At 67.7% G+C, this 12,424-nt stretch carries 13 protein-coding genes; 8 read left to right on the top strand and 5 right to left on the bottom strand.

All coding sequences use genetic code 11. The features are described from left to right. The first annotated feature begins 253 nt into the window (after positions 1–253). Genes Q4F19_RS01320 through dapE form a run of 3 tightly spaced genes read left to right on the top strand, consistent with a single transcriptional unit; the run spans position 254 to position 2,379 of the window. Entirely contained in the window at positions 254–538 is a 285-nt protein-coding gene (locus Q4F19_RS01320; RefSeq protein WP_303539338.1) for a hypothetical protein, read from the top strand. 48 nt (positions 539–586) lie between these two features. Beyond that, positions 587–1,255: a glutathione S-transferase family protein gene (locus Q4F19_RS01315; protein ID WP_303539337.1), complete on the top strand. Its 669-nt coding sequence runs from the start codon at positions 587–589 to the stop codon at positions 1,253–1,255. Further along, entirely contained in the window at positions 1,252–2,379 is a 1,128-nt protein-coding gene (dapE, locus tag Q4F19_RS01310) for a succinyl-diaminopimelate desuccinylase (protein WP_303539336.1), read from the top strand. Before Q4F19_RS01315 ends, dapE begins: the two co-directional genes overlap by 4 nt. Positions 2,380–2,512: 133 nt before the next feature. Here the strand turns inward: dapE and Q4F19_RS01305 are convergent, their stop codons facing one another. Genes Q4F19_RS01305 through Q4F19_RS01295 form a run of 3 tightly spaced genes read right to left on the bottom strand, consistent with a single transcriptional unit; the run spans position 2,513 to position 4,941 of the window. Continuing rightward, positions 2,513–3,055 carry a Smr/MutS family protein gene (locus Q4F19_RS01305; RefSeq protein ID WP_303539335.1) on the bottom strand — a complete coding sequence of 181 codons (543 nt, stop codon included), beginning with the start codon at positions 3,053–3,055 and terminating at the stop codon, positions 2,513–2,515. After that, complete coding sequence (gene mltA, locus Q4F19_RS01300) at positions 3,030–4,262, bottom strand: murein transglycosylase A (protein ID WP_431312357.1); 1,233 nt, start codon at positions 4,260–4,262, stop codon at positions 3,030–3,032. The genes Q4F19_RS01305 and mltA overlap by 26 nt, the downstream gene beginning before the upstream one ends. Before the next feature lie 25 nt (positions 4,263–4,287). Next, on the bottom strand, positions 4,288–4,941 hold the full coding sequence (locus tag Q4F19_RS01295; RefSeq protein ID WP_303539333.1) for a Tim44/TimA family putative adaptor protein: 654 nt from the start codon (positions 4,939–4,941) through the stop codon (positions 4,288–4,290). A 204-nt stretch (positions 4,942–5,145) separates the two neighbouring features. Here Q4F19_RS01295 and secB point away from each other — a divergent pair, with 204 nt between their 5' ends. Together secB and murJ are read left to right on the top strand one after the other, a co-directional pair. Beyond that, on the top strand, positions 5,146–5,655 hold the full coding sequence (secB, locus tag Q4F19_RS01290; RefSeq protein ID WP_303539332.1) for a protein-export chaperone SecB: 510 nt from the start codon (positions 5,146–5,148) through the stop codon (positions 5,653–5,655). A gap of 154 nt (positions 5,656–5,809) precedes the next feature. Then, positions 5,810–7,375, top strand: a complete 1,566-nt coding sequence (gene murJ, locus Q4F19_RS01285; RefSeq protein ID WP_303539331.1) for a murein biosynthesis integral membrane protein MurJ — start codon at positions 5,810–5,812, stop codon at positions 7,373–7,375. A 147-nt stretch (positions 7,376–7,522) separates the two neighbouring features. Here murJ and Q4F19_RS01280 read toward each other — a convergent pair whose 3' ends face one another. Continuing rightward, the gene (locus tag Q4F19_RS01280) at positions 7,523–8,164 is read right to left on the bottom strand and encodes a PilZ domain-containing protein (RefSeq protein WP_303539330.1); all 642 of its coding nucleotides are present in this window, start codon (positions 8,162–8,164) and stop codon (positions 7,523–7,525) included. Positions 8,165–8,295: 131 nt separating this feature from the next. On the opposite strand from Q4F19_RS01280, the gene trpS reads away from it, so the two are divergent. Next, positions 8,296–9,297 (top strand): tryptophan--tRNA ligase, encoded by a 1,002-nt coding sequence (gene trpS, locus Q4F19_RS01275; RefSeq protein ID WP_303539329.1) that lies wholly within the window; start codon positions 8,296–8,298, stop codon positions 9,295–9,297. Positions 9,298–9,427: 130 nt separating this feature from the next. Here the strand turns inward: trpS and Q4F19_RS01270 are convergent, their stop codons facing one another. Continuing rightward, the gene (locus tag Q4F19_RS01270) at positions 9,428–10,423 is read right to left on the bottom strand and encodes an alpha/beta hydrolase family protein (protein ID WP_303539328.1); all 996 of its coding nucleotides are present in this window, start codon (positions 10,421–10,423) and stop codon (positions 9,428–9,430) included. A gap of 262 nt (positions 10,424–10,685) precedes the next feature. Here Q4F19_RS01270 and Q4F19_RS01265 point away from each other — a divergent pair, with 262 nt between their 5' ends. Further along, positions 10,686–11,399, top strand: coding sequence for a DUF4136 domain-containing protein (locus Q4F19_RS01265; protein ID WP_303539327.1), 714 nt, complete (start codon positions 10,686–10,688; stop codon positions 11,397–11,399). Positions 11,400–11,504: 105 nt separating this feature from the next. After that, positions 11,505–12,365 (top strand): amidohydrolase family protein, encoded by an 861-nt coding sequence (locus tag Q4F19_RS01260; RefSeq protein ID WP_303539326.1) that lies wholly within the window; start codon positions 11,505–11,507, stop codon positions 12,363–12,365. Positions 12,366–12,424: the final 59 nt, after the last annotated feature.

Here is a 12,424-nt window from a genome sequence, read left to right as displayed (position 1 = left end):
GCGAAGTCGAGAAGCGTCCACCGGGCACTGCCTTCTCGACTACGATCTCGACGAACTCGATCTCCGCTCGAAGCAAACGGCCAGTGAAAGCGAACCGAATGATCGCACCGAACGCAGTCCCCGTCGCACCCTCCCGAACTTAATCGCCCGCCGCTGCACCTTCGTCGCAACTTCGTAATCGTTTCGCCCGTAAACCGATCATGCGGATTCGGCGCGTCGTGGTGGGGATCGCGGGGCCGGATCGGAGGTTCGGATGGCGTTCGTCGATTTCAACATGCGAGTGCCGTCCGCCGACGAGGCACAAGGGCCCGTCGCGAAGGACGCGGCCGCCTCGCGCTCGCACACTCCGGCAGCTCCCCTCAAAACGCCGCGGGGCACGCTGTGGATCGGCGTCGGTATGGCCGCCGTCGCGATCGCGCTCGTCTTCGCGCTGGCCTTCGCCTCGATCGGCGAGCCGATCGTCGCCGCGATCGTCACGATCCTGCTGCTCCTGCCCGCCGCCTCGCTCTTCGCGAGCGACGGGCATCGCCGCACCTGAGCCGACCTGCCTCGACGAACCCCGTTAGGGACCGCTAAGGCGGTCGCCATGCTCAAGCTCATCATCGGCAACAAGGCCTATTCCAGCTGGTCCATGCGCGGCTGGCTCGCGCTCAAGCAATCGGGACTGCTCTTCGAGGAGATCGTCGTCCCGCTCTATGACGACGCCTGGGACAAGCGCCGCGAGGGCGCCGAATTCGCGCCCTCGTCGGGCAAGGTGCCGATCCTGTGGGACGGCGAGGCGGTCGTCTGGGACAGTCTCGCGATCATCGACTATCTCGCCGACAAGGTCGGCCGCGACCTCTTCTGGCCCGCCGACGAGGCCGCGCGCGCCTGCGCCCGATCGATGGCCGCCGAGATGCATTCGAGCTTCGTCGCGCTGCGCCGCGAATATGGGATGAACGTGCGCCGCTCCTTCGCGGCCGCCCCCGTCAGCCCGGCGGCAGCCGCCGATATCGAGCGGATCGTCTCGCTCTGGGCCGAGGCGCGCTCGCGCTGGGGGAGTGGCGGGCCGTTCCTGTTCGGGCGCTTCTCGGCCGCCGACATCATGTTCGCGCCCGTCGTCACGCGCTTCATCACCTACTCGCTACCGATCCCGCGATTTGCCGCGGTCTATGGCGCCGCGGTGCTGACTCACCCGTTCGTCGCCGACTGGCTCGCGGGTGCGCAGAACGAGCCATGGGTCATCGAGAAGTTCGAGCAGCCGGCGCCGCAATGACGATCCTCGATCCCGTGGATCTCACGAAGCGGCTGCTTGCGTGCAACAGCGTCACGCCGGCCGACGGCGGCGCGCAGGCGGTGCTGGCCGAGGCGCTGACGTCGATCGGCTTCGACGTGCACCGCTTCAGCACGGGCGAGGCGCCCGACGGCCCGATCGAAAATCTGTTCGCGACGCGCGGCAAAGGCGGCCGCCACTTCGCCTTCGCCGGCCACACCGATGTCGTGCCTCCCGGCACCGGCTGGGAGAGCGATCCGTTCGTGCCGACGGTCCGCGGCAATCTGCTTTATGGGCGCGGCGCGGTCGACATGAAGGGCGCGGTCGCCGCCTTCGTCGCCGCCGCCTCGCGCGGCCAGCCCGATAACGGCACCGTCAGCCTCATCATCACCGGCGACGAGGAAGGCCCCGCCACGTTCGGCACGAAGGCGCTGATCGCGTGGATGGCCGAGCGCGGCATTCGCCCCGACATGATCCTCGTCGGCGAGCCGACCTCCTCGGCGCGGCTGGGCGATACGATCAAGATCGGGCGGCGCGGATCGGTCAATATCTGGATCGAGGTGCCGGGCGTGCAGGGCCACGCCGCCTACCCGCACCTCGCCAGCAATCCGATCCCTGCGCTGGCCGCGGTCATCGGCGACCTGTCGGCGCTGCACCTCGATTCGGGGACCGACTGGTTCCAGCCCTCGAACCTCGAAGTCACCGACATCGCCACCGGCAATCCCGCCGCCAATGTCATCCCCGGCAGTGCGCGCGCGCGGCTCAACATCCGTTTCAACGATCTCCACACGGGCGCGGACCTGGTGGAGCAGGTGCGCGAGATCGTGCTGGCGCGCGCGCCCGAGGCGATCGTCACCGCGCGCATCTCGGGCGAGGCGTTCCTGACCGCGCCGGGGACACTGTCGGGGCTCGTGTCGGACGCGATCGGTGATTGCACGGGGCTCGCGCCCGAACTCTCGACCAGCGGCGGCACCTCCGACGCGCGCTTCCTGTCGCGCATCGCGCCGACGGTGGAGTTCGGGCTCGTCAACGCGACGATGCACAAATTGGACGAGGCGGTCGCGATCCCGGATCTGCTAGCGCTGACCGATATTTACGCGGCGATTATCAGGCGCGCGTTGGCTTGAATTCACTCCCCCGTTCGCTTCGAGCGGAGATCGAGTCTGTCGAGATCGCAGTCGAGAAGTCAGCACGACGTTCTCGACGGGCGCTTCTCGACAAGCTCGAAGTTGCTCCAACCGAAGGGAATAGGAACGCACTCTACCGTTTCCGCCGCAGCACCACATAGAGCGCGCCCGCCCCGCCGTGCCGCGGATGCGCGTTGCGGACCGCCGCGATCCGCCCCGCATAAGGCGAAAGCGCCAGCCAGTCGCCGAAGCTCGCGCGGATCAGCCCGCGCCGCGGCTCGACGTCGCCCTTGCGCGGCGGCCGCCCCGTCACGATCAGCAGCAGTCGGGCGCCGTCCTGGAGCGCGCGGCCGAGCGCCTGATCGAGCGCGGCATGCGCGCCGGCGAGATTGTGGCCGTGGAGATCGATCGAGCGATCGGGGGCGACCATTCCGCGCCCGAGCCTCTTGTCCCAGCCTCCGTCGAGCGTCTCGCCGGGTAATACCTTCGCCACCGGTCCGACCGCGCGGACGGACGGCGCTGCGGGCTTCGCGGCAACCTTCGACGGACCCTTGGCATCATCCACCGGCGGATCCGGCTCCGCCGCGACGCGCATCGTCTTGCCGAGCGGGCGCACTGTCGCCGCGACGCGCGACCAGAGCGTGCGCTCCTCAGCGCTGAGGCGACGGTCGCGCACTGCCCCGCCGCGCGGCAATTCTTGCCAGCGCCCCCTTGGGGAGCAGCAGCCACGCCTGCCCCCGGCCCGACATGCCGCCTGCCGTCGTCCGCGCGGCCTGCCCCGCGCCCCAGAAGGTATCGACGCGGTTGGCGCCCTTGATCGCGCCGCCCGTATCCTGCGCGACCCACAGGCCGCTCGCCTCGGCGCGGTCGAGCGACAGCAATACGGGTGCGCCCAAGGGAATGAACTTCGGGTCGGCGGCGACGCTGCCCTTGCCCGTGACCGCGACGCCGAGCGCGCCGATCGGCCCCGCGCCGGTCAGTTCGCGAAAGAAGACGAAGCTCTTATTCTCATTGAGCACCGAATCGATCTGGTCGGGATGTCCGCGCAGCCAGCCCATCATGCCCTGCATCGAGGTCGCATAATCGGTGCCTTGCCCGATCAGCCCCTTGTCGCGCATGACCTTGCCGATGCCGACATAGTCGCGGCCATTCTGCCCGTCATAGCCGATCCGCATGACCGTGCCGTCGGGCTGGAGCAGCCGGCCCGATCCCTGGATCTGGAGGAAGAAGAATTCGATCGGATCGCGCGCCCAGGCGATTTCGAGGCCTTGGTTGGCCAGCGCCCCGCCTTCGATCTGCGCGCGGTCGTAATAAAGCTGGAAGCGCCCGTCGACGACGCGGCCGCGCTGCTTCTTGCCGGTCGGCGTGCCGCCGAGCGCGCCTGGATCGACCTCGACGAGATCGGGCGGGCGGCGATAGACCGGCGTGTCGTAGCCTGGAATATGCGTGCGCGAGCCCTCGATCTCGGGCTCGTAATAGCCGGTCGCGAATGCCTTGCCGTCGCCGACGACGACCGCGTCGAAGCGCTGCGCGAAGAAGGCCGGCCCATCGATATCGAGCCGCCCCGCCGCGTCGTCGCACGCGTCGCGCCAGTCCTGCGGCAAGGTCAGGCCGCTCGCATCGGTGCGGCGGACCAGCACCGGGCACGACAGGCGAAACGCCGCCATCGCCTTGCGCGCAGTGTCGGGGGTGAGGCCGAGCGTCTCGATCGCCGGGCCGGCCACGACGCCCACATCCACCGCGGTCAGCGGCTTCGGCGGCTCGGGCTTGGCGGCAGGTGCAGTCGGCCTGTGCGGCGGCGCGGGGCGGCTGGGCTTGGGCGTGCTCGCGCAAGCAGCCAAGAGCAGCAGCGCCGCGAAGACCGCGACCTTGCGAAAGACCAGGCGGGGCACGCAGCCGTCCGCCGGCTCAGATCGCTTCGTCGGTCTCGGTCAGCGTCCAGTTCGGATCGGGCGAGCGCAACGCCCGGCTGAACGTCCAGACATCGTGCGTCGGCACGGCATCGTCGAGCGAGCCGGCGATGACATTGCCGTCGGCATCGCGCGTCACCGCGGCGATATCGGCATCGAAGCGCATCTTGATGTGCGCGGTCGCGCCATCGACGGTCGCATCTTCGATCTGCGCATTCTCGACGGTAACGAGCCGGTTCTCGAGCGTGTGGCCGGCCGCCTTGCGCTCGGCGATTGCCGAGGCGAACGCATCGGCGACTTCGCCGTCGACGAGCTGGCGCAGCTCGTCCTCGTCACCGCGCCAGAAGGCTTCCAGGATCATCCGATAGGCGCCCTTGGCACCCTCGACGAAATGCGCCGCATCGAACTTGGAGTCCGCCGCCGCGATCGTGCGCAGCCCGGCGGTCACCGCCGGCGTATTGGCCTGCTCGGGGCCGGCCACGACGGGCGCGTCCTTGCCCGGCAACGTCACCGGAACGCCGGCGCGCGCCGCAGGGACCCGCTCCAGCGGTTTCGCCAGTGTCTGTTCATGGCCCGTCCGCCGGCCGAGCACGCTCCACAAGCGCAGCGCGACGAAAACGAACACCATTGCAAGGACGATTACCGTGGTCACCCAGCCTCCTGCCAGCATCGACATGGCGACGCGAGACCGCCAACATAGGCGCACGCCGCTTCAGATTCAAATTTCTTGCCACCTATACGATGGCGGCCATGATCGGGTTCCGGATTGCCCTGTTCCATGCAGGCTGCTAGCGCGCGGCCCGCATCGTCCGGGGACGGTGCCATCCGACATCCCAGGACAGGAAAGCAAGTGGCAATGGCCGAAGATTTTGCGGACAATGGCAGCACCCTCGATCCGCAGGCCAATGGCCTGGACGCGGGCCCGCAGCTCGGCCTTATCACGCAATATGTGAAGGATCTGTCCTTCGAGAATCCGAACGCGCCCGCCGTGTATCAGTGGCAGGAGCAGCCGCAGATCGACGTGCAGTTCAACATCGGCACGACCGCGCCGGCCGAAGGCGTCCACGAAGTGGCGATGAAGATCGAGGTGCGCGCGATCGCATCCGGCAACACCGCCTTCGCGCTCGAACTCGTCTATGCCGGGCTGTTCGCCGCGCAGAACGTGCCGGACGAGATGCTGCACCCGTTCCTCTATGCGGAGGCACCGCGCCTGCTGTTCCCATTCGCGCGGCGCGTCGTCGCTGAGACGATCCGCGATGGCAATTTCCCGCCCCTGCTGCTCGATCCGATCGATTTCGGCGCGCTCTATCAGCAGCAGACCGCCGAGGCCGCGCTCGCCAATGCGGAGCCGGCGGGTCAGGCCTGATCACCGGCAATACAGAAATTCTCCCGTTCGTGCTGAGCCTGTCGAAGCACCGTATTTCCTTCTGCTCGCAGCGACGGAAAGAAGGACGGCACTTCGACAAGTTCAGTGCGAACGGCGTAGAAGGCCCGATGTCGAATAAATCTGGCCGCCGCGCATGAGCCTCGTCCGCAACACCGCGACGATCGGCGGGCTGACGCTCGTCAGCCGCGTGCTCGGTTTCGTCCGCGACATGCTGATGGCGCAGTTCGTCGGCGCTGGCTTCGCCAACGATGCGTTCCTGATCGCCTGGCGCCTGCCCAATCTGTTCCGCGCGCTCTTCGCCGAAGGCGCCTTCGCCTCCGCCTTCGTGCCGATGTTCAACCGCGAGGTCGGGCGCGAGGATGGCGGGCTACCGGCCGCGCTCGATTTCGCCGAGCAGGTGCTGGCGATCCTGTTCCCATTCCTGCTCGTCTTCACGATCCTGATGATGGCCGCGACCGCGCCGATCGTCTGGGCGATGACGGGCGGCTTCCCCGACGGCGGACCCGACAAGTTCGCTCTCGCCGTCGCGCTGACGCGCATCACCTTCCCCTATCTGGCGCTGATCAGCCTTGTGTCGCTGCTCGGCGGGATCCTCAATTCGGTCGATCGCTTCTGGGTGAATGCGGCGGCGCCGATCCTGCTCAACATCTGCATGATCATCGGCCTGGTCTTCTTCCGCGGGAGCAATCCCGTCGAAACGGCCTACACCCAGGCGATCTCGGTCACCGTCTCCGGCGTCGCGCAGCTGCTCTGGCTCGCCTGGGCCTGCAAGCGCGCGGGCACGTCGCTGCGCATCCGCAAACCTCGGCTCAACCCGAAGGTCCGCCAGCTGCTACGCATCATCTGGCCCGCCGCGCTCGGTGCGGGCGCGGTCCAGTTCAACCTCCTCATCTCGACGAGCCTCGCCGCGCGCTTCCTGCCGCAGGGCGCGGTCTCCTATCTTTATTATGCGGACCGGCTGAACCAGCTGCCGCTCGGCCTGATCGGCATCGGCGTCGGCACGGCGATGCTGCCCGGCCTCTCGCGCCAGATCGGCGGCGGCGACACGGCCGCGGCCAACACCACGCAGAATCGCGCGATCGAATTGTCGCTGATCCTGACATTGCCGGCGACCGCGGCCTTGATGGTCGCGGCCTTGCCGATCATCCAGGCGCTGCTCCAGCACGGCGCCTTCACCGCGACCGACACGATCGCCAGCGCGCGCGCGCTCGCCGCCTTCTCGCTCGGCCTGCCCGCTTACATCCTGATCAAGGTGCTGGTGCCGGGCTTCTATGCGCGCGCGGACACGAAGACACCGGTCCGGATCGCGCTCGTCGCGATGCTCGCCAATCTGATCGGCAATCTGATCCTGATCTGGCCGCTCCAGCATGTCGGGCTCGCGCTTTCCACGGCGATCTCGGCGTGGGTCAATGCCGGGCTGCTTTATGCGACGCTCCATCGCCGCGGCCATTTCCGGATGGATGCGCGGCTCCGGCGCGTGCTGGTCCGGCTCACGATCGCGACGCTGGCAATGGCGGGCGTGCTGCTCGCCGCGGCGCCCTGGACGACGCCGCACATGACGGGCGCGCTGCTGGAACGCGCGATCTGGCTCGGCGCGCTGATGACCGTCGCGGCGATCGTCTATTTCGGCGTGGCGATCGCGCTAGGCGCGTTCCGGCCGGCCGAGTTCAAGGCGCAATTCGCCCGGCGACGCCGCTAAAGGGATCGTTGCAAAGCTCGAAAAACCGCTCGTGCTGAGCTTGTCGAAGCACCGTCCTTCTCTCGAAGGCTTCGAGACAAGTACCGCCCTTCGACAAGCTCAGGGCAAACGGAATGGGATTTCAGGTTCGCAATGGCCCGATAGCGATCAAGCCGCCGCGGTCTCGGTCAGGCACTCGACGCGCCAGGCCGCGAATTCGGCATAGGTCAGCGGCGCGAGAAGCTGGAGCCCCGCCTCGCCGTCGCGATACCAGCGCACCTTCGCGCCGCGCTGGCCGATGCCCTGCAGGCGCACAGTTACTTCCGAACCCGCCAGCAGCGTCTCGGCCGACGCGACCTTGAGGCCCGCCTGCGAGATGTTGCGGATGGCGATATCGATGAGCTGTCGCCCCGACAGGAGCAGGGCGCTCATCGCGACGTCGATCCGCGGCGGGCGGATCCGGCCGAGCCGGTCGTCGAACGAGCAATGGGCGAGCACCTCGGGAACCGAGATCTCCTTGTCGAAACGGACGCCGATCGAGGGCTCGCGGCTCCAGATGATCGTGCCGGCGACGCGGTGGCCGGTGCGCATCTCGAGCACGACATGTTCGCCGGGCTCCATCTTGCAGTAAACCTCGGCGCGCAGCCCCGTGTCCGAGATGTCGCGCAGGATGCAGAGCTCCTCCGATCGATCCGTGCAGAGCTTGGCCACCTGGAAAACCGTGGTGTGGCGCATCGCGCGGCGGCGCTCGTGCGTTTCCACCTCGATATGCTCGTAGTCGTTCGACAATGCGCTTTTGAGACTGGTCATTGTTCGCCTGCGACCAAGGGTGGAAATGCTCGAAGCCGAACCCTAAGCGCTCATCCCTTCCGTAAGGTTAAGACGCGTCCCCTATCGGAGATGCTTGACCGCCGCGGATCGCTGGCCGACACGGCCGCCTTATGCGCACCGTCTCCGGCATCCAGCCCACCGGCAACCTCCATCTCGGCAACTATCTGGGGGCCATCCGCAACTGGGTGGTCATGCAGGATCGGCTGGCCGCGGACGGCGGTGAATGCCTGTTCTTTTTGGCCGATCTCCACGCGATCAGCGAATATCAGGAGCCCAAGGCGTTCGCGCAGGGCATTCGCGAGATGGCCGCCGCGCTCATCGCCTGCGGCATCGATCCGGATCGCTCGATCCTGTTCCGCCAGCGCGCCGTCACCGAACATGCCCAGCTCCAATGGCTGCTCAACGGCACCGCCCGCGTCGGCTGGCTCAACCGGATGACGCAGTTCAAGGACAAATCGGGCAAGAATCGCGAGGGCGCGAGCGTCGCGCTCTATACCTATCCGGTGCTGCAGGCGGCCGACGTGCTGCTGTATCAGGCGACGCACGTCCCCGTCGGTCAGGACCAGAAACAGCATCTGGAGCTGGCGCGCGACATCGCGACCAAGTTCAACAGCGATTACGGCGTCGACCTGTTCACCTTGCCCGAGCCGATCATCCCGCCCGATGCGGCGCGGATCATGAGCCTGCGCGACGGATCGGCGAAGATGTCCAAGTCCGACCCGTCCGATCAGAGCCGGATCAACCTGACCGACGATGCCGATGCGATCGCCGCCAAGCTGCGCAAGGCGCGCACCGATCCCGAGCCATTGCCGTCCGAGGCGGCGGGACTCGAAGGGCGGCCGGAAGCGAAGAATCTCGTCGACATCTATGCCGCTCTCGCGGGCACGAATGTCGCCGCCGTGCTCGGCCAATATGGCGGGCAAGGGTTCGGCGCATTCAAGCCGGCGCTCGCCGATCTCGCTGTCTCGGTGCTGGCGCCGATCGCGACGCGGCTGACCGCGCTCCAGGGCAATCCGGCCGAGCTGGATCGCCTGCTCGCGAAGGGCGCCGAGAAAGCGCGCGCGCTCGCCGCGCCGACGCTCGCCGCCACGTATGAGGCGATGGGACTGTAATTCCTCCCCGGCACGGGGAGGTGGCACGCCGCAGGCGTGACGGAGGGGGATCACCACGAGCGTATCGCTTCGCCGCACGCCCCCTCCACCATGCGCTGCATGGTCCCCCTCCCCGTACCGGGGAGGAATGTTACGGCCTCATCACGCCTCGCTCGGTCAGCCAGCTCGCCAGCAGCCCCAGATAAGCGGGCGCATCCGGCGCGAGCTTGCCGAAGCCGGCCGGATCGATTTGCGCCTTGGGATCCACGCCGAGCATCATCGAATGATCCGCGCCGTCGATCACGCGCAGCGTGACGTTGGGGTGTCGCGCGGCCGAGGCATCGAGCGCGGCCAGCGACGGCGCGACCGGCACCCACGGATCCGCCTGGCCGAAGATCATCAGCGTCGGCACGCGCGATCCGTCCAGCGCGCGGAGCGGATCTGCCGCCATCTGCCCGCGCCACGTCGGATCGTCGAGATTGCCGGAGAGGTAGCTGTCGCGCCACCACGGTTGCTTGCGCGCCTCGGCATCGGCGCGCTCGGCGCTCGCGCGATCGCCCTCGCCGCGCGCGTAGCGATCGATCGTCTCGCGCGCGGCGATCGCCGCATCGATGTCGGCCTGCTTATAGCCCTTGATCCGCATGACGTTCGCGACGGCGAAGTTCATCTGCACCCCCGCCCCCGCCATCGGCGCCGAGACCGCCACCGCGAAGGCGGCGCGCGGTTCCTTTTCGGCCGCGAGCAGCGTCAGCCATCCGCCCTGGCTCAGCCCCCAGAAGCCGATGCGACGCGGATCGATCTGGTTGTCGGCGGCGAGCATCCTGAACGCGGCGACGCCGTCGGCGGCGAGCAGATCGAAATCGCTCTTGCGCGCATCGTCGCCGCCCGACGCGCCCGTGCCGCGGCGATCGAACACGAAGACGGCGACGCCAAGTGGCGGCAGCATCGTCTTCAGGTGATCGTAGAGCGGGTGATCGCGCGACGCGGCCTGCGCGCCATGGAAGGCAATGACGACGGGAAGTTCCCGTCCGCCGCGCGGCGCATAGAGCGTGCCGCGCAACAGGCTGCCGCCGTTGGTGAAAGCCAGTTCGCGCCGCTCGATCGGCGTGCGCGAGGCGATCGCCCAAGGCGGTGCGACGGTCGGCACCTCCGCTCCGGCGGGAGCGGCAGCGATCGAACATAGGGCCAGAAGAGCGTTCCGATACCAGACCATCAGCACCTCACGTTCCGTTCCTCGCGTCGCACGATAAGCCGAGGCGGGCGGCCATTTCCAGATCGGCACGACGCGCTTATCGTTTCGCGGCCGGCGCGTCAGGCGACGAATCGAGCAACCGCAATGTTCACAGAACGTTCAATCCAGGTTCAGCCGCTATCCTGTTAGATAGCGCAGGAAATTTTGGGAAAGCTCCATGACGATCCGCCGTTCGCTTCTCGCTCTCGCCGCCCCCGTCGCACTGCTCGCCTTGAGCGGGTGCGCGACGCCGTTCCGTGCCGATGTTTCGCGCTTTCAGATGATGCCCGCGCCGGAGGGCCAGACCTTCGCGATCCAGGCGGCCGATCCGCAGATGCAGGGCGGGCTCGAGTTCAGCCACTATGCCGGCCAGGTCGCCGCGCGCCTCGCGCAGCAGGGCTATCGTCCCGCCGATGCGGGCGCCAAGGCGACCTTGATCGTCAATCTTGATTACGGCGTCGACAATGGCCATGAGAAGGTCGTGACCACGCCCGGCTTCGGCGGATATGGCGGCGGCTGGGGCTATGGCGGCTTCGGTGGTTTCGGCGGCTATGGCGGGTTCGGCGGCGGCTTCGGGCGCGGCGGATACGGACGGGGCTTCGGCCGCTATTCCTACGGCTGGGCCGATCCGTTCTGGTATCAGCCGTTCGGTTATCCCGAGGTCAACAGCTACACGTATTATGTCAGCCACCTCGACATGAAGATCAACCGCGCCGCCGACGGCAAGACCCTGTTCGAAGGCCGCGCGCGCGCGCGCTCGATCACGGACAGCCTGCCGACGGTCGTGCCGAACCTGATCGACGCGATGTTCACGGGCTTCCCCGGCCGCTCGGGCGAGGACGTGCTGATCACCGTCGCGCCCCCGCCGAAGGCCGGCACCGCGCCGCGCTGACACGGGCCGTAGGCGAATGGACGAGGAAGGGCGTGCCGGCGACGGGGCGCCCTTTTCCTATGGAGCGGACCGCCGACGGTTCTGAAAGGGCTCGCCGCGCCCCTCGTGGCGGGCTGGCCGGCGTCGGCGCTGCGCGCCAAGACCGCCCCGCCCTTGCTGATCGACTCGCATGTCCACGTCTGGAAGCACGATCCGCGCTTTCCCTTCGCGGCAGGCCGCAAGGTGCCCGACGCAGATGCGACCGCGGAAACCTTGCTCGCGCTGATGGCCACCAACCGCGTCGCGCGGACCGTGCTGATTCAGGTCATCCATTACAAATGGGACAATCGCTATCTGGCCGATGTCCTGACGCGCTATCCGAAGCGCTTCCTCGGCGTGTGCCGCGTCGATCCCGAGGATCCGGCTTCGCCTGATACGCTGGCTAGCCTCATCGAGCGGGGCTTCCACGGAGTGCGCCTCAGTCCCTCCGCAAAGCCGGACGGCGACTGGATCGGCGGGCCGCTGATGTCGCCGCTCTGGCGCCGCTGCGCTGAGCTCAAGGTGCCGATGACATTGCTGACCGAGGCGCCGCGCCTGCCGCAGATCGTGCCGCTGATCGAGGCCAATCCCGATCTGACCGTCGTCATCGATCATATGGCCGACATCGCTCCCGACCGCGGGGACGATCTCGCCAGACTCGTCGCGCTCGCGCGCTACCCGCGGGTGTTCGTCAAGATCTCGCACCTCTGGTCGCTTTCGCGCGGGCCTTATCCCTATGACGATATGACCAGGCAGCTGAAGCGCCTGATCGACGCGTTCGGGCCGAAGCGGCTGATGTGGGGGACTGACTGGCCAGTCTCGGCGCCGTTTCGCGATTATGCGGACATCGTCGCGCTCTATCGCGACCATCTCGACTTCCTCTCGCCCGACGAGCGCGCGCAGATCTTAGGACGCACGGTGCAGGAGGTCTGGCCCTTCGGTTTGTGAGGGCGGACTCGTTCCAGACCGTTCGTGCTGGGCCTGTCGAAGCACCGTCCTTCTCGGTC

Source organism: Sphingomonas natans (assembly GCF_030546695.1).
Lineage (GTDB): Bacteria > Pseudomonadota > Alphaproteobacteria > Sphingomonadales > Sphingomonadaceae > Sphingomonas_I > Sphingomonas_I natans.
The sequence above is the reverse complement of the archived record's forward strand: the minus strand, read 5'-3'. Positions and strand labels throughout refer to the sequence as shown.